This is a genomic window from Streptomyces sp. NPDC060031 (assembly GCF_042736805.1).
GTDB lineage: Bacteria > Actinomycetota > Actinomycetes > Streptomycetales > Streptomycetaceae > Streptomyces.
In genome coordinates this window covers 1-20,751 of the sequence record NZ_JBHWVM010000055.1, presented here as the reverse complement: position 1 = coordinate 20,751, position 20,751 = coordinate 1, and the positions used below count along the sequence as shown (strand labels likewise).

General features: G+C 69.3%; 24 protein-coding genes. 14 read left to right on the top strand and 10 right to left on the bottom strand.

Annotated elements, in window-relative coordinates:
- Positions 1-93 precede the first annotated feature (93 nt).
- Entirely contained in the window at positions 94-909 is an 816-nt protein-coding gene (locus tag ACFWB8_RS23330) for a DUF6585 family protein (protein ID WP_385230237.1), read from the top strand.
- Positions 910-1,035: 126 nt separating this feature from the next.
- Here the strand turns inward: ACFWB8_RS23330 and ACFWB8_RS23325 are convergent, their stop codons facing one another.
- From ACFWB8_RS23325 to ACFWB8_RS23305, 5 genes are all read right to left on the bottom strand, one after another.
- Entirely contained in the window at positions 1,036-1,581 is a 546-nt protein-coding gene (locus ACFWB8_RS23325) for an MOSC domain-containing protein (protein ID WP_385230318.1), read from the bottom strand.
- Positions 1,582-1,738: 157 nt separating this feature from the next.
- Positions 1,739-2,017, bottom strand: a complete 279-nt coding sequence (locus tag ACFWB8_RS23320; protein ID WP_385230234.1) for a hypothetical protein — start codon at positions 2,015-2,017, stop codon at positions 1,739-1,741.
- Entirely contained in the window at positions 2,014-2,382 is a 369-nt protein-coding gene (locus tag ACFWB8_RS23315; RefSeq protein ID WP_385230231.1) for a hypothetical protein, read from the bottom strand. Before ACFWB8_RS23315 ends, ACFWB8_RS23320 begins: the two co-directional genes overlap by 4 nt.
- The gene (locus tag ACFWB8_RS23310; protein WP_385230228.1) at positions 2,379-2,636 is read right to left on the bottom strand and encodes a hypothetical protein; all 258 of its coding nucleotides are present in this window, start codon (positions 2,634-2,636) and stop codon (positions 2,379-2,381) included. Before ACFWB8_RS23310 ends, ACFWB8_RS23315 begins: the two co-directional genes overlap by 4 nt.
- Before the next feature lie 124 nt (positions 2,637-2,760).
- The gene (locus ACFWB8_RS23305) at positions 2,761-3,222 is read right to left on the bottom strand and encodes a DUF4262 domain-containing protein (RefSeq protein WP_385230225.1); all 462 of its coding nucleotides are present in this window, start codon (positions 3,220-3,222) and stop codon (positions 2,761-2,763) included.
- Between the two features lie 161 nt (positions 3,223-3,383).
- Here ACFWB8_RS23305 and ACFWB8_RS23300 point away from each other — a divergent pair, with 161 nt between their 5' ends.
- Positions 3,384-3,533: a hypothetical protein gene (locus ACFWB8_RS23300; protein ID WP_385230222.1), complete on the top strand. Its 150-nt coding sequence runs from the start codon at positions 3,384-3,386 to the stop codon at positions 3,531-3,533.
- Positions 3,534-3,622: 89 nt separating this feature from the next.
- Here the strand turns inward: ACFWB8_RS23300 and ACFWB8_RS23295 are convergent, their stop codons facing one another.
- The 4 genes from ACFWB8_RS23295 to ACFWB8_RS23280 form a co-directional block, all read right to left on the bottom strand.
- A complete protein-coding gene (locus ACFWB8_RS23295; RefSeq protein ID WP_385230219.1) occupies positions 3,623-4,165 on the bottom strand; it encodes a DUF6882 domain-containing protein in 543 nt (180 codons plus the stop codon).
- 592 nt (positions 4,166-4,757) lie between these two features.
- Positions 4,758-7,124 carry a non-reducing end alpha-L-arabinofuranosidase family hydrolase gene (locus ACFWB8_RS23290; protein ID WP_385230216.1) on the bottom strand — a complete coding sequence of 789 codons (2,367 nt, stop codon included), beginning with the start codon at positions 7,122-7,124 and terminating at the stop codon, positions 4,758-4,760.
- 459 nt (positions 7,125-7,583) lie between these two features.
- Complete coding sequence (locus ACFWB8_RS23285; protein WP_385230213.1) at positions 7,584-9,134, bottom strand: sigma-70 family RNA polymerase sigma factor; 1,551 nt, start codon at positions 9,132-9,134, stop codon at positions 7,584-7,586.
- Between the two features lie 333 nt (positions 9,135-9,467).
- The gene (locus tag ACFWB8_RS23280; RefSeq protein ID WP_385230210.1) at positions 9,468-9,743 is read right to left on the bottom strand and encodes an isoamylase early set domain-containing protein; all 276 of its coding nucleotides are present in this window, start codon (positions 9,741-9,743) and stop codon (positions 9,468-9,470) included.
- A 203-nt stretch (positions 9,744-9,946) separates the two neighbouring features.
- On the opposite strand from ACFWB8_RS23280, the gene ACFWB8_RS23275 reads away from it, so the two are divergent.
- The 7 genes from ACFWB8_RS23275 (at position 9,947) to ACFWB8_RS23245 (ending at position 16,621) form a co-directional block, all read left to right on the top strand.
- Entirely contained in the window at positions 9,947-10,159 is a 213-nt protein-coding gene (locus tag ACFWB8_RS23275; protein WP_385230207.1) for a hypothetical protein, read from the top strand.
- Between the two features lie 317 nt (positions 10,160-10,476).
- Positions 10,477-10,902 carry an STAS domain-containing protein gene (locus ACFWB8_RS23270; protein ID WP_385230204.1) on the top strand — a complete coding sequence of 142 codons (426 nt, stop codon included), beginning with the start codon at positions 10,477-10,479 and terminating at the stop codon, positions 10,900-10,902.
- Between the two features lie 107 nt (positions 10,903-11,009).
- Entirely contained in the window at positions 11,010-12,542 is a 1,533-nt protein-coding gene (locus ACFWB8_RS23265) for an alpha/beta fold hydrolase (protein ID WP_385230201.1), read from the top strand.
- Between the two features lie 12 nt (positions 12,543-12,554).
- On the top strand, positions 12,555-14,162 hold the full coding sequence (locus tag ACFWB8_RS23260) for an alpha/beta hydrolase (protein WP_385230198.1): 1,608 nt from the start codon (positions 12,555-12,557) through the stop codon (positions 14,160-14,162).
- 58 nt (positions 14,163-14,220) lie between these two features.
- Positions 14,221-15,024: an alpha/beta fold hydrolase gene (locus tag ACFWB8_RS23255; RefSeq protein WP_385230195.1), complete on the top strand. Its 804-nt coding sequence runs from the start codon at positions 14,221-14,223 to the stop codon at positions 15,022-15,024.
- The gene (locus tag ACFWB8_RS23250) at positions 15,024-16,298 is read left to right on the top strand and encodes a PP2C family protein-serine/threonine phosphatase (protein ID WP_385230192.1); all 1,275 of its coding nucleotides are present in this window, start codon (positions 15,024-15,026) and stop codon (positions 16,296-16,298) included. The genes ACFWB8_RS23255 and ACFWB8_RS23250 overlap by 1 nt, the downstream gene beginning before the upstream one ends.
- Positions 16,295-16,621 carry an STAS domain-containing protein gene (locus ACFWB8_RS23245; protein ID WP_385230189.1) on the top strand — a complete coding sequence of 109 codons (327 nt, stop codon included), beginning with the start codon at positions 16,295-16,297 and terminating at the stop codon, positions 16,619-16,621. The genes ACFWB8_RS23250 and ACFWB8_RS23245 overlap by 4 nt, the downstream gene beginning before the upstream one ends.
- 48 nt (positions 16,622-16,669) lie before the next feature.
- Here ACFWB8_RS23245 and ACFWB8_RS23240 read toward each other — a convergent pair whose 3' ends face one another.
- Positions 16,670-17,074, bottom strand: a complete 405-nt coding sequence (locus tag ACFWB8_RS23240; RefSeq protein ID WP_385230186.1) for an ATP-binding protein — start codon at positions 17,072-17,074, stop codon at positions 16,670-16,672.
- Positions 17,075-17,992: 918 nt separating this feature from the next.
- Between ACFWB8_RS23240 and ACFWB8_RS23235 the strand changes: the two genes are divergently transcribed.
- From ACFWB8_RS23235 to ACFWB8_RS23215, 5 genes are all read left to right on the top strand, one after another.
- Positions 17,993-18,331, top strand: a complete 339-nt coding sequence (locus tag ACFWB8_RS23235) for a MerR family transcriptional regulator (RefSeq protein WP_385230182.1) — start codon at positions 17,993-17,995, stop codon at positions 18,329-18,331.
- A 246-nt stretch (positions 18,332-18,577) separates the two neighbouring features.
- Positions 18,578-18,781: a cold-shock protein gene (locus ACFWB8_RS23230; protein ID WP_030303412.1), complete on the top strand. Its 204-nt coding sequence runs from the start codon at positions 18,578-18,580 to the stop codon at positions 18,779-18,781.
- Between the two features lie 412 nt (positions 18,782-19,193).
- Positions 19,194-19,628: an Hsp20/alpha crystallin family protein gene (locus ACFWB8_RS23225; protein WP_385230178.1), complete on the top strand. Its 435-nt coding sequence runs from the start codon at positions 19,194-19,196 to the stop codon at positions 19,626-19,628.
- 104 nt (positions 19,629-19,732) lie between these two features.
- Positions 19,733-20,128, top strand: a complete 396-nt coding sequence (locus ACFWB8_RS23220; protein ID WP_385230175.1) for a DUF2267 domain-containing protein — start codon at positions 19,733-19,735, stop codon at positions 20,126-20,128.
- Positions 20,129-20,182: 54 nt separating this feature from the next.
- Entirely contained in the window at positions 20,183-20,629 is a 447-nt protein-coding gene (locus ACFWB8_RS23215) for a DUF2267 domain-containing protein (RefSeq protein WP_385230172.1), read from the top strand.
- Positions 20,630-20,751 lie beyond the last annotated feature (122 nt).

Here is a 20,751-nt window from a genome sequence, read left to right as displayed (position 1 = left end):
GCCGAGTTGGAAGGTTGGCGGGTGGCGGCTCTACCGCCCGCGAATGCCGGACCTTCATAATGGGGCCCTGGTTTCCGGGTGGGGGAGGCTTGGGTGTCGGCGGAGCGTAGTGCTGCACTGGTCCCGGACGCGTTACGTGCCGCAGCGCAGGAGCGCCGGCTGGGGGCCCGCAAGGGGCTGGCGCAGAACGAGCCGAAGCACTTCCCGTGGGGCGCTGTGCTGCCACTCGGCGTGCTCGGCGTGTTCCTGGGGTGGCTGGCCCTGTCGTACGCGATTGAGGACCAGCGGGAGCAGGGCGCCTGGTATCACTCGCTTCCGCTGCTCATTCTCGCGGCGATCCCGCTGGGGTTCGTCGGGTTCTTCCTCCTTGCTTGGCTGTTCCTTCCCCGGCCGCCCCAGGTCTGGGTGGCCTGGTACGAGCACGGCGTCCTGCGGCACATCGACCGCGGGGAGACGCAGGCATACACCTGGGACGAGATCGCCTCGATCACCCGGCAAGACATCAAGGTGACCAACGGGGTCACCAGCGCCACCACGCACCGGCTGACCATTAAGCCCGAGCAAGGTGCCGGAATCGTGGTGGGGGACGAGTTCAGCGGGATGGTCCCGTTCGCCGAGGGTCTCGGCGAAGCGTTCAGCCGCGCACGGGTGCCGCAGGACGCTGCCCGGCTGGAGGCCGGTGAACGGATCGACTTCGGCGTGGTCGACATCAACATCTCCGGCGTCGGGCAGGGCAGCCGCCGCATCGGCTGGCGGGAGGTGGAACGGATCGACGTGAAGCAGGGCCGCGTAGAGATCCGCCGTCGCGGCGACCGCAAGCCGTGGATGACGCTTGCGGCTCCCGGCTTCCCCAACCTGTCCGTCTTCCTGACCCTCGCCGACGCGCTGCGGCGGCAGCACGAGTCCTGAGGAGGTTTCGGCACCCCACATCGCGACCCTGTGCACCATTCGGGCCTTCGAGCGCATGCCTTGTCGAGCGTGTCCCCGGTATAGCCCGGCCCGCAACGCACCATCGGCGCCGCGACCGGGCTTCGGTCACACCGCGGGAAGCGGCATGTGGAGGGCGGCGGGCAGCTCGGGCCGGACGGGTGCGCCCGCCGCGACGGTACCGGAGGCCACCACCACGCCCATGACGCCTGCCCGCCGGACAATGGTGCCGTTGTCACGGTAGAGGACTTCCTTGAGCAGCCGGGGACGCACGCTGTTGATCCGCCAGCACGGATCGCGCAGCCCGGTGAGTCGGACAACGGCATCGGGCCCCAGGCGCAGCAGCGTGCCCAGCGGGAGCGCCTCCAAGTCGAGGCCGCGGGTGGTGACGTTCTCCCCGAGCTCACCCGGCCGGAGCGTGAACCCGGCATCCGTCAGGTGGTCCAGCAGCTCTGCGGGCAGCAGGTGCACCTGGCACAGGTTGGGGGCGGTCGGATCGCGGCGGACACGCCACGGGTTCTGCACCGTGGCACCGGCATGGGCGTCGCCTTCGACACCCACCCCGGCGAGCAGCCGGATGTCCCCGTGGTTGTCCTTGCCTACCGTCTCGTGGGTGTCACTCCTGCTGACGGCCAGCACCGTGCCCGACTCCATCCAGCCCCCGCGTCCCTCGTCACCACGACCGCGCACCAGCTCGATCGAGCCGGTCTCCTGGCCTCCATAGTCGCAGCACCTCTTCACGGGAACCCCTAGCGGGACGGAACTCGCTGGTCGGGGCAGCACTGTGCGAAACGCTCCGGCAGGAAGACGATCAGAGCAGGTGCAGTGGCGGTACGACCAGGACGACGGCGAGGAGGCGTGGCCTCGTCCTCGGGAGCGCCTGGGTCTCGAACCATCCGCCGGAGGGGAGCATGTGCCGGCGAGCCGTACCGGGGGTGGGATCGCCGAGTTCGGCCGGGTCGATGCCGAGGTTGGCGAGCTCGACGATCTGGTCGACGACGGACGTCACCTCGTCGCGCACGACCTTCGGGTAGCCGACCTCGTCCTCGGCGTGGAAGGCGTACTCCCACACCCAACGGTCGTCGGTCACTGGGCGGCCCCGCCGGCGGTACGGATGCCTGCCTCGGCCGCGGCGGCGTTGCGAATGCGGCTGATCTCGGCAGCGACGTCGCGCGCCTCGCCGAGGTCGGTGACCTCTCCGGCGCGGGCTTCGAGCGCGCGGAGCCGGGCGGCGGTCTCCGGGTGCCGGGCGATGGCCACCTCGACGGCCCATGCCTCCGTGAAGGCGCGGAGGGGAACTGCGGACACCTCGGCGCGCGCGCGGGCGGTGCTGGCCGCGCGGTCGCGATCGAAGTCGGCGAGCAGCTGCGGGGCAACCTGGGCGAGGGCGGCGCGGATGGCCTCGGGTTGGGCGGGCGGCTGCGGGACGGCGGACGGCTGGGGCGCGGTACTCATGCGGCTTCGGTCCTCTCCTCCTGATCCGGTTCGCCCGCCTGGTAGGCGTTGGCGAGGGTGGTGACATGCTGGCGGGACCATCCGACGCGGCGGCCTACCGCTGCCTTCTGCCCGTAGCGGTCGGCGGAGCCGATACGGCCCGCCGTGCGGTTGAGATGAGCCTGCGCCCGCGCGAGAGCTTGCTCGGCCCGCCGGACGGCTTTGAGGGCCGCGTCCAAGTCGGTCTTCTCATCGTCGGTCAGAGGGTCACTCACGGCTCGCACAACCCGAGCATAAACCGTCACCTAGCCATGACGCTGTGAAGCCATCTCGAAAAGCATTCAAGCCGCAGGAGCCAAGCCTCCTGGAGACGGCCGGCTGATCCGTGATCCGTAAGGCTCAGCCATCCGGCACAGGGGATTCTTCCCGTCGGACAGGAGCTCCGTGGAGTCGGCGGCCGTGCCACAACGCTCGGCTGCAGCCCGGGCAGGACACCGACCGAAGCCCGTGCACCGACCTCAGGCGACGTCGGTCCACAGGCCGGTGGTCTCGTCTTTTGGAATCCAGAGCAGCGGCTGAGTCTTGCGGCAGTGCGTTGCCGTCCCGGATTGCGGCCCCGGCGGCATTCGCCACGTGCATAGCGGTTTGTGAGGGCAGGCCAAACACGCTTACCTCGGGACTGCGCAGTGTGTGCCAGAGGCCTATGGAGTAGCCCCAGTCGCCTGGGGCATCGCCGCCGGCCACGCCCATGGCGTGCCAGCCGTATTCCGCGACATTCTTTGCGATGCGGCGGTCGCGTTCCTCGTGAGGAACACCACGCGAAGACGCCGGGCCGTCTGTGGGCCGTGGGATGGTGGCCAAGGATGGCCGAAGATGACAGCCCCTGATGCCTTGGCCGCAGGTCAGAGCCAGTCAGTCTGCAGGGTGAAGTCCCAGGTCGGAACAAGAACCAGGGCAGGAAGTGCCTCTCGGCGAGCAGGGCTCACCGATGCGCCCGGGCGGCTGTCACACGTCACAGTGCTGTGCCGCTCTTCCCCAACCCTGTCGTCGCCGAGTCGCTCCTGGACCGGCTGATCAACACGAGCCACCAGGTCATCATGAACGGCCCCGGCTACCGCCCGAACAAGCGGCCCAGGAACCCCACTGACAAGAACGGAAAGACGACCTCATAGGGAGATCTGCCCACCCGCATCACCGGGATCGGTGCTGCCCTGCTGAAGGCCAGGCACCGATCCCTCACGGCACCGCGCTGCCGGTTCCGCTAGTCGATATTGATGTTGAAGGTGGACGTGCTGCCATCCGCAGCGGTCAATGTGACCGGCCCGAACGTGATGATCGCGATGGAGTTGCCGCCCGGGCCCCGATAGAAGCCGGTTGCCTTGGTGATCCGGACGGCCAGAGCCGCGAGGGTTGCCGCCGCCTGCTCGTCGGCGTCGACCTTCGGTTGGGCCAGAGCGTGATGGCCATGTGCTTCCGCCCAGTCCCGAACGCTTCGGGCGTCGCGGCTCATCTCAGGGAGGATGCTCTCGTTCGCCCAGGCCCACAGCCACGTGCCCGACGAAGGGCTGAAGCTGGCCAGGATCTGCGCGGGCGCCGTCGCGGTCTTCTCGGGGAAGGTCCACGTGATGAGGCCCGTCCTCTGATCCAGGCCCCAGCGGTCCGCCGAGCCCAGCCCCCAGGACACGTGCGCCCGAGCCAGCTGGTCGATCACGTCTTCGCCCTGCAGCAGCAGCGTGCTCAGGTCAGTCGGATCCACTCCCTGAGCAGGGCTCTCCGACTTGCTGGCCCGCTTGAACAATCCCATGCCGCGAAGTCTGCCAGAGGCAGCTGCCCGGCCGACGCCCCCTCATGCCGTGCCCAGGCCCCACGCCAGCCGACCAGGTGGGGAATTACGTGAACTTACCCCTGGGGAATAACGCGAACGTTCACACCGTGCCAGGCGCGTGCCAGGCAGGGCGGGGAACAGCGGTCAACGGCGGGTGCCAGGACGAGCCTCCAAGGTCTCCTTGGCACCCGCTTTCCCCGGTCAAAGGCCACACCGAGCGAGCAGGATCGGTGATTCCCAAGCGTTATAGCGCGGGTTCGATTCCCGTCATCCGCTCTTGAGAGAAGGCCCAGGTCAGCGACCTGGGCCTTCTTCGTTGTCTAGACGCCCCGGACCCCGCGCCCGCGCCCGCGCCCACTTGCGACCGGGCCCGGTGTCCACGGTGGCGTCGTAGTGCTTCGGTCCGTACCCACGATGAAAGTCCGCGAAAGAGAGGAACCCCAGCCGACGCGCGGCTGGGGTTCCTCGAGGCGGTGCGTATCGGTCAGCGAGTGGTGTTGCCCGTGCCGTGAACCGCTCGTCTCCGTGCTGGCAGGCCGCTCCGAATCGCGATCACCGTGGATCGGGCAGGTCAGCGCTGCAGGCTGAGGACACCCGGCCGGTACGGCAGTTTGTCGTAGGGGCCGCCCGCGGTGGGGGATTTGCCCTGGTAGAGGAACTGCAGGTTGCAGGGGTCGATGGTCATGGTCTGGTCGGGGTTGTTGCGGACCAGGTCACCGTGGCTGATGTCGTTGGTCCAGGTGGCACCGCTGTTGGCCTTGCCCGCGAAGGGGTTGCTTTCGCTGGCGGCCTGCGGGGTCCACGAACCGCTGAGGCTGGAGGCCGTGAACGAGCGGAAGTAGCGCCCGTTCGCACCCTGCGCCTCAACGATCATGAGGTACTGGTTCTGGCCCTGAACCTTGTAGACCTGCGGCGCCTCGAACAGGTTGTTCGTCGAGTCACTCATGACCGTCGTGTACGACGAGCCGAAGTTGCCGGGGAAGTTCCCGATCGGCATGCTCGCCCGGTAGATGTTTCCGTTGTCACCGGCGAAGAACAGGTACATGTTCTGGCCGTCAGCGATCAGGGTCTGGTCGATCGGGCCGGTGCTGGAGTTGGGGATGCTACCGGTGAACAGCGGCTGCGGCGCGGACCAGCCGTTGGGGTTGGTGGGGTCGCTCGACGTGCGGTAGATGAAGGGCCAGGCACCCCACTGGTACGCCAGCACCCAGATGTTCTTGGGCGCGAAGTAGAACAGCGTGGGCGCCACCGCGGCCTGGTTCATCCCGGTCTGGCCGGCCGACGCCATGTCCGACCAGTTCGTGAAGGGGCTGAACATCATCGAGCCGTACGACGATCCCGACACGTTCGACCCGTAGACCAGGTGCTTGCCGTTGTACACCACGTCGGTGAAGTCCTTCACCGACGCCCACCCGTTCGCCGGCTGCGCCAACGCACCCGTCGACGTCCACCGGTACGTCGACGGAAGAGCACACGTGCCGCCCGTCGGCGCGGGCGTTGTCGGGGTCGACGTCCCGGACAGGCCGGTCCACTTCTGGTTGGTGCCGGACCAGCAGGAGTACAGCTGGATCTTGGTGCGGTTGGCGGTGGCCGCGCCGACGGCGTCGAGGCACAGCCCGGACTGGACGCCGGCGATCGTGCCGTTGGCGTTGATGTTCCACTGCTGGCCGGCGCCGCCGTCGCAGTCCCCGATGACCACGGCGGTGCCGTTGCTGGTGCCCTTGGCCATGGCGTCCAGGCACTTGTTGCCGTAGATCATCAGCTGCTTGCCGGAGGTGTAGGTCCACCGCTGGTTGGCCTGTCCGTTGCAGTCCCACAGCTGCGCCTGGGTGCCGTTGACGGTGGTGGAGCCGTTGATGTCGATACACCGACCGGAGGGGACGCCCTTGATCGCTCCGGTACCGGTCCCGCCGGTGGTGCCGGGGGCGGCCTTGAAGGCGTTCACGACGGCGGTGTAGGCGGCCTTGGGTTTGCCGTTGTTGTCGAACAGCAGGGGGCTGTCGCCGCTGCGCCAGGAGTCGCTGTCACGGATGCCCCATACCGTGATGCCGGTGCACCGGGCCACGGACAGACAGGCGTTGACCGTGTTGGCGTAGTGGGTGGAGGACGCCTGGGCGATGTCCAGCTCGGTGATCTGGACGTCAACGCCCAGGGCGGCGAAGTTGGACAAGGTGGTCTGGAAGCTGGACGGCGGGCCGCCGGTGCCGAAGTGGCTCTGGAACCCGACGCAGTCGATCGGCACGCCACGGGACTTGAAGTCCCTGACCATGCTGTAGACGCCCTGGGTCTTGGCGTCCGACCAGTTCTCGATGTTGTAGTCGTTGTAGCAGAGCTTGGCCGAGGAGTCGGCCGACCGGGCGGTGCGGAACGCTTCCTCGATGAAGCCGTTGCCCAGCACGTTCTGGAACACCGAGCTGCGGTGCTGGGAGGAGCCGTCGGCGAACGCCTCGTTGACCACGTCCCAGGCGTAGACCTTGCCCTTGTAGTGGGTCATCTCGGTGGTGATGTGGTTGTTCATCACGCTGCGCAGCGTGTTCGCGTCGCCGATGGAGCTGACCCAGGACGGGAGCTGCGAGTGCCAGACCGTGGTGTGGCCGCGCATGCGCTGGCCGTGTGCCATGGCATGGTTGACGATCTGGTCGGCGGGGCCGAAGTTGAAATTGCCGCGGGACGGTTCGATGGCGTCCCACTTCATCTCGTTCTCCGGGGTGATCATGTTGAACTCCCGGTCCGAGATCGCCGCGTACGTCGAGTCGCCGAGCCTGCCGGCGGCCACAGCGGTGCCGAAGTACCTGCCCGAGGGGGCCGCCTGCGTACCCAGGTTCGCGGCTCCGGCGGAGCTGGGGAGGAGCGTCACGACACCGGCCACCAGCGCCGCGGCCGACAGTCCTGCCGTCAATGTCCGGCGACGCCGGCCGAGCCGGTGCAGGCCCTTCATGATTCTCCTCGGGGGTCGCGGGTCACCCTGGGTGCCGTGATCGTGCGCGCATCGGCCGGTACGGCCTGATCCGCCGCGGGGTGGGTGCGGTGCAGGACGTGGGGCCGTTCCTGCGTACCGGTCGCCCGGGGTTCGTGGGTGGGTCGCGTCATTGGAGGGGCTTTCTTCACGAGATCCGTCAACGGGGGAAAGCGGGGGACCTCCCACGCCGGCACGTCATGGTGCGCGGCGGGAAGGCACCCCACGCAATGGAGGCCTCCGAACTCGCGGTCTCGTAACAAAAAAGTCGCGCCGCCCCGGCAATTGCTCAGTGATGCATCTCGCAGGCAAAAAACGTTACGCCAAGCCCCGCGGTCTGGATTCGGCGCAGCACTCGGCTCGCTGCCGGGTTTGAGAACGGCGTGCCGCAGGATCACCAGCTGTCACTGCGCGACTCGGACCAAAATGCTCAAGGAACGGTTAAGACCAGGCCCCGCGCATGATGAAGGAAGCCTGGCCGGCGAAGGCCCGAGTGCCGTCGGAGCCATCGAGCCAGATGCCACCGTCGCGGTGGCGGAGGACCGATCCGGGATAGTTGTGCGCGGCCAGGGTTACCGACCCGGTGACCGACCCGGGGTGCGGACAGAAGGTGGCGTCTTCACGGAACAGTTCGCTGCCGTCGTTGGTGCTCAGCCGTAGCCGCAGGTCACGATGGCGCAGATAGCGGCCGTCGGCGGCGCGGAAGGTGACGCACCGTGTGTCGGCCAGCCCCCCGATGACCGTGAACGTGACCCGCTGCCGTGTCTGCGCGCTGCTGGACGCGGAGACTCGGCCGAGCGTCGCGAAGTCATCGGCATACGTGAGGTACAGGGCGGGGTCGTCCACGGACTCCAGCGACTGTGCGCCCAGCGGAACAGTGCCCGCGACGGCGGACGGGCTCACCGGGGACGGTCCGGCCGACGGGGTGGTGCCCGACGGGATCGGCGTGGGACTCCCGACCGTGGGAGCGGCGATGACGCCGGGCACCCGGTGCGCCGGTTCGGGCCAGGTCGCGTAGGTGGCGGTCCCGGCGATGAGCACCGCGCCGGTGGCCAGGCCCACCAGCGGATGAGCCGTCACCGCGGAGAGTTTGCCGATCAGCGCGCTGTGCAGACCGCCTCCACCCGTCGCCGTGCCGACGGCGACGGGTGCCATCGCCAGCCCGGCGGCGCTCGCGGCCGTACCCGACAGCAGGCCCTTGGCGGCCAGCGCGGCGATGAGTCCGGCCGGGACGGCCAGCGGCGCGAGACTGAGGAGCAGGTGTTCGGCCGGAACCCGTTGTGCCGTCGTCGCCGTGCAGACCGGGCAGCCGCGGGTGTGGCGCGCGATCCGCTTGCGCCACACCGATGCACGCAGACCGTCCCAGCCGACGACGGTCTCGCCCAACTCCGGACAGCGCGGGTCGGCCTCCAGCGCGGCGACGATCGTGCGGCTCAGTTCCAGCTGCTCGCGCATGCGTTGCAGGCGTACTCCGACGTGGGCGACAGTGAGCCCCGTCGCGGCGGCGATGTCGTCACGGCTCACCGAACCGGCGCATTCCTGCCACCACAGCGACAGCAGCACCCGATGGTCCGGGTCGAGCCACCGGCCGGCTTCGACGACCTGACGGCGCTCGTCCGATAGATGCAGACGCAGGATCGTCGCGGCCTCGGGTTCGGCGCCGGCGTCCGGTATCTGGAGTGCCTCGTCGATGACCGTGGCCCGGCCGGCGAAGGCGCGTTGCCGGTGCCAGTGGGTATTGATCTGGTGGAGCGTGATCGACACCAGCCAGGACCGGAAGCTCTCCGGGGCACGCAGGGCAGGCAGGTCGCGCACCACGCGCAGCAGGGTTTCCTGGACGACGTCGTCGACGTCGGCATGTCCGCTCAGCGCTCGCCCGACGATGTTGTAGAGCAACGGCAGGTACGCGGCGATCAGTTCCTCGCGCGCCCGGTCGTCACCGGCCTGCGCCGCGACGACCAGCCCCGCGTGGTCCGCATCCATGAGCCCCATTCCAACCTCCCTCAGGGGAGCGATCCGCCGAGTACGGCGCCGCACCTTGGCGTCGGCAAGGGTATGCGGCCAAAGCCTGCTCGCAGGCATGCAGTGCCGCATGGCGATGTGCCGCCTCGTCAGCGGCCGTAGGGGTGGACGAAGGGGACCGACCACCAGCCGCAGGAAGGCCATGGCCGGGCCCGGGCCCACGCGTTCGCCGCCCAGTGAACAACGGGCCTTGCTGCCGAGCGGCGCTCTGAGGGAGCCGGGTCCAGGCAGCCGCTGGCCCGCGCGGGCGGCGACGGCCCCTGACGGCGACGCGGGCTCTACCGGGTCACACCGCTGGGCCCATCAGGTGTGCAGACGGCTGTTGGGGCCCTCCTGATGGCCGGCGCTCTCGTCGTTGAACCAGTAATCCCCGGCCGCCAGATACCGGAAGGAATGCGTGCTCTCGCTCGGCAGCTCGACCGTGACGGCGCGCTTCCCGTCTGTGCGTGGCCGCAGGGTGTGGACACCGGGCTGCCAGTCGTTGAAGTCGCCCACCACGCTGACCGGTCCGGGCGGGGTGTCGACGGGCAGGACGAAGGTGACCTCCGTGCGGTCCTCGCGCAGCGTGCGCTCCAGCATGAGACGGGCTCCTGACGGCAGGGGGCGGGGGATCGCGCCCATCTTCGGTACTGAAGGGATGACCCGCCTTCCGACGCCGCCACATCGGGGACGGGCATCACCCGTGTGCCGCGCTTCGTAGTCGCCGTGATGCAGACCGTCACGGTGCGTGTCAGCGTGATCCGAGAGGAATCCGTACCCCACTCATCAGAGGAGTCGCCGTCATGGGCGGTACGCAGGACAAGCGCCAGGAGCCGGGCAAGGGCCGCGAGCCGCAGGGGCACCAGCGCCCAGGAGACCCCGCGCACGCCCAGCCGGGCAAGCCGTCCCGCGAGCAGGGACAGAAGCAGGGACAGAAGCAAGGGCAGAAGGAGACCTCGCGCCGCCGCGAGGACGACCTGCTGCGCGAAGAGGACCTGCACGACGAGAACCTCTGAGCAGAGCAACGCCCGCCCACGCACCCAGGGCCCGGCCGGTCCGCAGTCCCCCCGGCCGGGCGTCGTCTGGACTGCGGCCATGACTTCTGGGACTGTAAGGGGGACAACCAGCCTGGTCTGGTGGGAGACCCCGCGCCGCCCCCGCAGCCATACCCATGGCCAAGGGCTGGTACGGGTGGTCTCGCTCGGCTGCGCGCGGCCCTACGCCGCGCGCTCAGCGGCCCTCTTTCCCGCATCGGCGGGCGACCGTGATGGGCTCGACCCCTGAACGGGGGCGAACCATGAACGACGGCATCCGCGTCACCACGAGTCACGATATGAGTCGCGATCCAGAGGGCACGGTCATCACGGTGGCCGGCGAACTGGACATGGGCACCTGCCCGACCCTGCACCGGGCCACCGCCGCCGCGGCAGCCAATGGCGCCCCCTTACACCTGGACCTCATCGGCGTGCCCTTCATGGACGTCGTCGCACTGAACCTGCTGCTCGACCTCCAGCGCGACTTCCAGCGGCGTCAGGCAGCGTTGACCATCAGTGGATTCCAGCGGCAGCCCGCACGGCTCCTCACCCTCACGTCCAGCGAGCACCTGCTCCGCAGCACCCCGCCACGCGACGTCATCTTCCGCTCCGCCTCGTCCCCATCTCATTACGACGCGTCCGCCGTCGGGATGCCGGGCGACCGGGGGCGGCCCGGGCCACGGGCTGCGACCGCTCCGCATGCACGTGAACGCGGCGCCCGGTAACGTCGAAAACGCGCGTTCCGCCCAAACCGCCGCGGCCTGGCCGGGCTCGGCCGCCGCCGATGTCGGCAGAGGAACGAGACCACATGCCCAAACACAGCATCCGAGCGGTGACTGCCGCGGCCGCTCTGGCCTGCCTGGCAGCAACCGGCCCCGCGCCCAGCAGCGCCGGGTCACCACCCGCCCAGCCCGCCCGGCAGCCCAGTCCGGCGGTCCCGTCCCGTTTCGTGCCCGGCTCCTGTCCGAAGCCGCCCAAGCCCATCAAAGCGCTGAGCAGCGCACGGTGCGGCTTCCTCGAGGTCCCCGAGAACCGCTCCCGTCCCGGCGGCAAGACCATCAAGCTGGCCGTGGCGGTCATTGCGGCCGTCGCCCCGGCGAAGCCCGCCCAGGACCCCGTGGTGTTCATGGCGGGCGGCCCCGGTGGCGACACGATCGACGACATTCCGTTCCTCATCGACTCCGGCCTGAACAAGGACCGCGAACTGATCGTCATGGCCCAGCGCGGCAACCTCTACGACCAGCCGAACCTCGCCTGCCCGGAGATCGACCGGTTCAACGCGCAGGCCGTGGGCCTGCGCTATGGCACACAGCCGGCGAAACAGCTCATGCTGAAATCGGTGAAGGAGTGCCGGGACCGCCTGGCGGCCGACGGCATCGACCTGAGCGCCTACAACACCACTGAGAACGCAGCCGACTTCGCCGACCTGCGGAAGGCTTTGGACCTCCCCCGGTGGAACGTCTACGGGTACTCCTACGGCAGCAACCTGGCCCTCACGTACCTGCGCCTGCACCCCGAGGGAATCCGCGCGGTGGCGATCGACTCGATCACCCCTCCCCAGAGCGCGGTCCTGCCGTGGGGATGGAGCAGCGCCGCCGAGGGGATCAACAACATCTTCGAGGCGTGCGCGGCGCAGCCCGCCTGCAAGAGCCGGTACCCGGACCTCCCCCGTCTGCTGACGGAGCAGGTGCGCAAGCTCGAGGCACAGCCCCTGACGCTGAACGTCCCGCCGCCGGGCGGAGGGAAGCCCGTCAAGGTCGTCCTTGACGGGGGCGCCCTGCTGGACGTGATCGTCGCCTTCGGCGTCCGGCCCAAGGACATCCCGGCGGCGCTCGAGGAACTCGGCAACGGAAACCCGGAGCGCTTCGCGAAGGCTCGCGCGGCCGGCTCGGTCCAGAAGGTCGGCGCGTTCGCGCACGGTCTGACGAACTCGGTGGCGTGCGGCGAATGGGCGCCGGGGTACTCGGAACCCGACGTGCTGAAGGCAGGACGCGAGGCCTTCCCCGGGTGGCCGGACACGGTCCTGGCCCAGGTGCCGCAACTTCCCTTCCAGTACGCGGCGTGCCGGATCTGGAACGTTCCGGACCGCGCCTCCGTCCAGCGGGTTGCCACGGTCAGCTCGGTGCCGGCGCTCGTCGTGTCCGGCACGTTCGACGTGAAGACCGGGGTGAGTTGGGCGCGGAACGTGATCCGTGACCTGTCCCGCTCGACCGCCGTGCAGATCCCCGGAATCGGCCACTGGGTGGTCCCGCAGTCGCCTTGCGCGCAACGCGTCCTGGCCTCGTTCCTCGCCCGCCCGGCCGCGCCCGGCACCCGCTGCGTGGACGGCCTTGAGCCCGAACCGTTCACGATCATCCCGAAGTAGCCAGGAGGGCAGATGACACGCCGCCAAGCGCCCCGTCGTCGCCGAACCGTACGACGGCTCCTGGCCACGCAGGCCGGCATGGCGACCGGTCTCCTCGTCACCGGCTTGCTCGCAGCACCCGCTCAGGCGCAGTCCCGCACCGAAACCGGCGGCCCCGGAGCACCGATCGGCACGGTCGCCCGGACGGTGGGCGACGCCCGCTTCGAACCGGGACCCTGCCCGAAGACGGCGGAACCGATCGAGGAGCTGAATGGGGCCCGCTGCGGAACGCTCACCGTGCCCGAGAACCGCGCCAAACCAAGCAGTCGAACGATCAAACTCAGTGTCGCGATCGTGCCCGCCGCGGCCGACACACCGAAACCGGACCCCATCGTGTGGCTCGCGGGCGGACCCGGAGACGATGCGGTGGGAGAGGTGAAGATGGCCGTCGACGGCGGCCTGAACCGCGACCGTGACGTGATCTTCATGTCCCAGCGCGGTACGTACTCGGCCGACCCGGAGCTCCTCTGCCCCAACATCGACGGGTTCAACGCACGCGTGGTCGGCCTCGTCTACGACGCTCCGTCCACCGAACGCCTGCACGTCGGGGCCACGAAGGCCTGCCGCGACAAGCTGGCGGGCCGCGGGATGGACCTCAGTGCCTACAACGACACCGAAAGCGCCGCCGACTACGCGGACCTGCGCACCGCGCTGGGCGTCGAGCAGTGGAACCTGTACGGCATCTCCTACGGCACCCACCTGGCGCTGGTCTCCATGCGCCTGCACCCCGAGGGGCTCCGCTCGGTGGGGATCGACGGCATACTGCCGCCGTCCAGGTCCGGATCCGCCTCGACCTGGAGCAGCGCCCGGCAGGGTTTCGACGGCCTGTTCAAGGCCTGCGCCGACCAGCCGGCGTGCAACAAGCGCTATCCGAACCTGTCGGCCACCTTCGACCGGCTCGTCCGCGACCTCGAAGCCAAGCCGGTCACCACCACCGTCACGCTCCCCGGCAACGAGAAGCCGGTGAAGGTCGTGCTGGACGGCGGAACCCTGGTGAACTGGCTGGTCTCCGCCACCCACACGGCGGAGGCCGTACCCCTCTCCCTCGACGAGCTGGCGAACGGCAAGCCGCAGCGGATCGCCCGGCAGTGGGCGGGCTGGAGGCTCAACCCCAAGGGCATCGGAGTGGTTTCGCACGGTCTCGCCTACGGCATCTTCTGCAGCGAGTGGACGCCGTACGAGAGCAAGGACGCGGCGCTCCGGGGCGGACAGGAAGCGTTCCCGTCGTTCCCCCGCTCGGTGCAGGCCCAGGCTCCGCTGCTCACCTTCCTCCGTCCGGACTGCGACGTCTGGAACGTCCCCGCGGCCGCGCGCTCGATCCGGGACGTCACGCGCAGCGACATCCCCACCCTCGCCCTGTCGGGTGCGTTCGACGCCCAGACCGGGGCGGACAACGGGCCGTACGTCGCCCGCACGCTGAGCAAGGCCAAGGTCGTCACGATGCCCTACGAGCCGCACGTGGTGTTCGCCACGTCGAAGTGCGCCCAGGAGATCGCCGTCTCGTTCTTCGAGAACCCGGCCGCGCCGAAGACCGAATGCCTGAAGAGCCTTGAGCCGCCCGAGTTTGAGAACGGACCCTGAAACGGTCGGATCCGGGAGCGCGCGGGGTAGGCGAGTGATGCCTGGGAAACAGCGGGGTATGGATATCGAACGCAGGAACAACGTGACCGTGACCGGCAATCCGCAGGGCCCGACGGTGGTGCTGGCGCACGGGTTCGGCTGTGATCAGAACATGTGGCGTCTTACGGTGCCTGCACTGGTCGAGGACTACCGGGTGGTGCTGTTCGACTACGTGGGCTCGGGCCGCTCGGACCTGTCCGCGTTCTCGGAGAGCCGTTACGCCTCGCTGGACGGCTATGCCCAAGACGTGGTGGAGGTGTGCGACGCACTCGACCTGCGCGACGCGGTGTTCGTCGGGCACTCGGTCAGCGCGATGATCGGCGTACTGGCCGCCGGCATGGCTCCAGAGCGCATCGGGGCGCTGGTGATGGTCGCTCCCTCTCCCCGCTACATCGATGACGGAGGCTATCGGGGCGGGTTCAGCGCGCAGGACATCGACGAACTGCTCGCTTCGCTGGAATCTAACTATCTGGGCTGGTCAGCGGCCATGGCGCCGGTGATCATGGCGAACGCGGAGCGGCCCGAGCTCGGTGAGGAGCTGACGAACAGCTTCTGCGCCACCGACCCGGCCATGGCACGCGTCTTCGCCCGGACCACGTTCCTGTCCGATTCGAGAGGCGAACTCAAGAACGTGGGCGTGCCGACGCTGGTGCTGGAATGCACCCAGGACGCCATCGCCCCCCGCGAGGTCGGCGCCTTCGTCCACCAGGCGATCCCCGGCTCGACACTGATCACCCTTGAGGCGACCGGGCACTGCCCGCACCTGTCCGCGCCCGAGGCCACCAACGAGGCGCTCACCGGGTTCCTGGCAGGCCTGCGGTGATGTGCCGCACCGGGCAGCAGCCCGACCCGCACGGCGCGGGCGAGGAGGAGACGTCGGACGCGGCGTTCGCCGGCCTGCTGGAGGACAGCGCTGAGGAGCTGTACGAGAGCGCGCCGTGCGGGTATCTGTCCACGCTGATGGACGGCACCATCGCGAAGATCAACACCACGCTGCTGGACTGGCTCGGCCTCCAGCGGGAAGCGGTGGTGGGCCGGACGCGGTTCACCGACCTGCTGACCGTGGGCGGCAAGCTCTACCACGAGACCCACTTCGCGCCGCTGCTGCGCATGCGGGGCGAGATCGGCGGCGTCGCCCTGGAGATCAAACAGGCCGACGGCATCCGGATGCCCGTGCTGGTCTCCTCCGTGGTCAAGCGCGGAGCCACGGGCGAGCCGCTGCTGATTCGCACCACCGTCTTCAACGCCCGCGACCGCCGCGCCTACGAGGAGGAACTCCTGCGGGCCCGCAAGGCGGCCGAGCAAGCACTCAGACAGGCGGAGAGCGACCGTGCCCGGCTGCAGGACGCCCTCGCGGTACTCCAGCAGTCGCTGCTGCCCGACACCCTGCCGTCGATACCCGGAGTGGAGACGGCCGCCCACTACCGCACCGCCTCTCCCGACCGGCTCGGCGGCGACTTCTACGACGTCTTCCCCGTCGACGGCACACGCTTCGCCTTCTTCCTCGGCGACGTGTGCGGCAAGGGCCCCCAGGCCGCAGCGGTGACCTCGCTGACCCGCTACACCCTGCGGGCCGCCGCCCTGTACGACCCCGACCCCGTGTCCGCCCTGTCGACCCTCAACAAAGTGCTCCACGAGCGCTACAGCGGCGGCGACCCCCGCTACTGCACCGCCATCTTCGGCATGCTCGAACCGGCCCCCGCGGCGGGGCGTGTCGCCGTCAGCCTCGCCTCGGGCGGCCACCCGCCGGCCCTCGTCCTGCGCGCCGACGGCACAGCCGACTTCCTGTCAACCCCAGGCGGCCTCCTCGTCGGCATCCTGCCGGACGCGCCCTTCACCACCGCCACCACCACTCTCGCCCCCGGCGACACCCTCCTCCTCTACACCGACGGCCTCACCGAAGCCCGCACCGGCGAAGGGCGCACCACCTTGTACGGGGACGAAGCCCTGCACACCTTCGCCATGGGCCACGCCGGCAAATCCCCACACAGGGTCATCGAGGCCCTGACCGGACTGCTGGACGACTTCGGCGACGGCCTCGACGACGACACCGCCCTCCTCGCCCTCGGCGTCCCGACGACGAAGAACCCGCGATGACACCGCTGAAGATCACCACCCGGGACTCCCCGGCCGGTCCCGTCGTGCAGATCATCGGCGAACTCGACTACACCACCGCCCCCGAACTGCGTGACCTCCTCGCCACGCTCACCCTCGAACCGGGCCGGCTCCTCGTCCTGGACCTCGCCCGGATGGAATTCTGCGACTCCAGCGGCATCAGCGCCCTGATCGCCGCCCGCAACCACGCCCAGACCGCCCGAACCGACATCGCACTCGCCGCCGTCCCGGCCCACACGCTGCGCGTCCTGCGCGTCGTCGGCCTGGACCAGGTCTTTCGCCTCCACCCCGACATCGAGTCCTGACCGCGAGGAATCCGTGCGGAAACCGGGGCTACCCGCCGCGGGCCGCGGCTATCCGCGGGTCCGGCGGGGGAGGAGGGCGCGTACGGTTTTGCCGCCTTCGGGGCTGGGCGTGACGGCGGTGGCGAGGGCGAGGTCGTTGACCATGTGCCAGCCGAACCCGCCGGTGCCGTCGACGAGGTCGGGGGTGCGCATGCGCGGCGGGCGGGGGCTGGGGTCCTCGACGGCGACCTCGATGGTGCCGGGGTGGGCGGCCAGGCGGAGCGTGTAGGTACCGCCGCCGTGGCGCAGGGCGTTGGTGACGAGTTCGGAGACGACCAGGATCACGGCGTCGGCGTGCTCCGGGGCGATGGCCGACTGCCCGAGGCCTTCGAGGAACGTCCGGGCGGCCTGGCGCGCCTCCGCGACGGCGGACAGAGAACGAAGGGCTGTGCGCTCGGCGCTCATCGTGGTCATCGCGCGCTCCGGGTCCGTCGTTGGTGTCCGGCCTTGCCTGCCCGGTCGTTGTGCCCTGGCCCACGGCTGTTCAACCCGAAAGAACCCGATTACCTCAGAGACACGTACCCAAAAACCTATCCCGGCCGGAGTAGACATTGGGCGGTGGCGTGGTTATGGTTTCTCTCGTAGCCCAGAGAGACCGCAGGGCCTGGCAGAGACGAACTGCCGGGCAGCAGTACCCGCAGTACCCGCAGTATCTGTAGTTGCAGTGCGCAGGGCGGTGCGGTGGTGGAGTTCCGAAGCCAGAGCAGGTGCAGGACGGCGACGGGACTGACGACCGGACCGGGTGGCCCGCAGTGATCAGGGGCCGCCACGAGCAGTACCGCAGTTGACGCAGTGGCAGTACGTGCAAGTGCAGTTCGCAGTACCCAGCAGTGAAGTCAGTGAGCAGCACCTTGGTGAAGGCGCCGGCTGCGGGCGCGCGCACCAGGAAGTTCGGCAGTGGGGTTCTAAGCCAGAGCAGACGCACGATGGGCGACGGGGCTGGCTGCCGAAGCGTGGCGCTAGGTCAGGCCACAAGCAGTGTGCAGTAGAGCGGTACAGCAGTACGCATCACCAGCAGTACGCAGTCCCCCGCTTGGTAAGTAGTGATCACCGAGGGAAGAACGGAGGAGTTGAGGCGCCATCAGGATCGCCCGGGCGGAAGTCTGAGTCCGGGTACCGCAGGACATCGATAGTGAGGTGGTCTCCGGTCAAGCAACCGCGATCCCCGCATGCCCGACAGCAACTCGGTCGAGTCAGCGGAAACAGAGGGCCGGCGCAGAACTAGGGCCGGCAGATGGTGTAGCAGTTCCTTCGGGGCCCTGGTGCCGTACGCGCCAGGGCCCCTCCCCGCGTTCCGACCCTTTTCCTCCACCTGTTTCGCAGTGAGGTGCGATGACAGCAGACGACTCGTTCGGCCGTCTCGACGACGACGGCTACCCCGCCTACACGATGGGCCGGGCCGCAGAAATGCTCGGCACCACGCAGGGTTTCCTCCGCGCCATCGGAGACGCCCGCCTGATCACCCCGCTCCGCTCCGCGGGCGGTCACCGCCGCTACTCCCGCTACCAGCTTCGGCTCGCTGCCCGCGCCCGGGAGCTCGTCGACCACGGCACTCCCATCGAGGCCGCCTGCCGGATCGTGATGCTCGAAGTCCGACTCGAGGAAGCTCAGCGCGTCAACGCCGAGCACCGCCGCTCAGCGCTCGAAGGGCGCCCGCGAACGGCGGCCTGAGGTGGACGTGCCCGCCGGTCGCGGTGGGCACTCCACCCGCGTGTGTCGCAGGTGTGACGCACCTCGTTCCCTCTGGTGACGGGCCGTTGTGGGCGTGTAGCGTCTGGGGCAGCTGTCGTGGTTCGGAAGTTCCCTTTGCCCACGCTTTCGGCGTGGGCGTTTTGCTGTGCTGTGCCGCAGGAACCAGGGCGATCACCTCCGTCTTCCGCATGTGCGGGAGGCGTTCATCGACTGGAAGGCATGAACATGGCTACGGGAACTGTGAAGTGGTTCAACGCGGAGAAGGGCTTCGGCTTCATCGCCCAGGACGGCGGCGGCCCGGACGTCTTCGCCCACTACTCGGCGATCAACTCGTCGGGCTTCCGTGAGCTCCAGGAGGGCCAGGTCGTGACGTTCGACGTCACCCAGGGCCAGAAGGGCCCCCAGGCCGAGAACATCACCCCGGCCTAACCCTCCCCACCCCGCCCGCGGCCACCGCGACCGGCACTTACGGCTGTCCACACGGCTCGTACGTACCTACCGAACAGCGGACGTCTGCGATGCCGGCGGGACCCGAGGCGTACCGGATCAGGGCCGTGCAGCGTTTGCTGCACGGCCCTGATCTGCGTCTGGACCGGGGCCGACCGACGCAGCCGCATTGGGCGGGTCAGTAGCGGGCACCCCGATCGCCTGGCCGCGCTCCTCGCCGGTGGACCCCGTGGGGGACCGGAGCGGCCGACCGGGTGACTTCGTCCATGACACTCCCCTGCTTGTCACCCGGCAGATGACATTTCGCTTGTCATCTTTCCGATGACATGTTACAACGGATGCACGTTGAAGCGCATTGGCAGTTTCTGCCTGACCTAACTGGAGGTGTTTCGCGATGTTGATGCGCACTGACCCCTTCCGCGAGATGGACCGGATCGTCCAGCAGCTGTCGGGGACGTCCGGGACCTGGTCGAAGCCGTCCGTCATGCCCATGGACGCCTACCGCGAGGGCGACGAGTACGTCATCGCCTTCGACCTCCCCGGCGTGAGCACCGAGGCGATCGACATCGACGTCGAGCGGAACATGCTGCGGGTGAAGGCCGAGCGCCGGCCCGCCGCGAAGGCCGACACCGTGCAGATGGAGCTCTCCGAGCGCCCCCTCGGTGTCTTCTCCCGCCAGATCGTCCTGGCGGACACCCTGGACACCGAGCGCATCCAGGCCGACTACGACGCGGGTGTCCTGACCCTGCGCATCCCGATCGCCGAGCGCGCCAAGCCGCGGAAGATCAGCATCGGCGGCGAGGCCGACCGCAAGCAGATCTCCGGCTGACCAGCCCCGTACCAGCGGCGGAGGACGGGCAACCCGTACCCCCTTTTGGCACCCCGTCCTCCGCACCCGCGCCTCACCCCTCATTTCTTCCCGGAGGTGACGTGATGTCGATGCGCCAGGAGTCGTTCCTCGCCCACGTCCAGGAACACGGCCAGTACGAAACCGCCGAAGAGGCCGATCGCGTTGCACGCGTCGCCCTGGCCCTGCTGGGCGCACACCTCGCCGGCAGCGTGCGAGCCGAACTCGCGGCCCGGCTTCCCGAGACCTACGCCCTGATCCTGCTCAACCCCCTGCAGGCCGCCGAACCGCTCTCGCCCGAGCGCTTCGTCCGCGCGACAGCGGCCTGGATCGAGGGCGCCACCGAGAAGACGGCCCTGTGGGACATCGGCGCCGTGCTCTCGACCGTGGCCGCCGCCGCGGGCGACGCCCTCACCCGCGAGGTCCTGCTCCAGCTCCCGCCCGGTTACGACCTCCTCTTCGGCCACCCCCAGTCCCCCTGAGCAACACCCCCGGCCGGAACGTGAACCTTCGAAGAGAAAGGCCACCGCAGCACCATGTACGACCAGCTTCGACCGGACCGGTCCACCCCCGCCGTGACGTTCGACCAGATGCTGGAACGCGTCCGCTACGAGGGCGCCTACCCCACCCGTGAACGCGCGGAAGAATCCGTACGCACCGTCCTGGCCGCACTCGGCCGGCAGATCACCGGCGACGAACGGATCGAGCTCGCCCAGCACCTGCCCCTCGAAGCGGCCCTCGCCCTGACCTCCTCACCTCCCGACGTCGAACAGGTCAGCGGCTGGGGCTTCGTCAAGGACCTGGCCGCACGAACCGGCGTCAGCCTGGCCGTTGCCCGCTGGGACACCGGCGCCGTCCTCGCCGCCGTCTCCGCCCTCGCCGGACCCGACCTCCTCGCCCGCGTCCTCCAGCGGCTCCCCGACGGCTACGCGCTTCTCTTCGGCCAGGCGCAACTGCGCCGGCCCCAGCCCGCCGCCGCCTGAGCGGCTGAGCGCAGCCGGCTGCGCGGACACGCGACGGGGCCGGGACCGCTACTGCGGGGCGCGGCCCCCCCCCCCCCGGGGGGGAGTTTTTTGGGGCGGGGTAGAAAAGAAATGGGGCACCG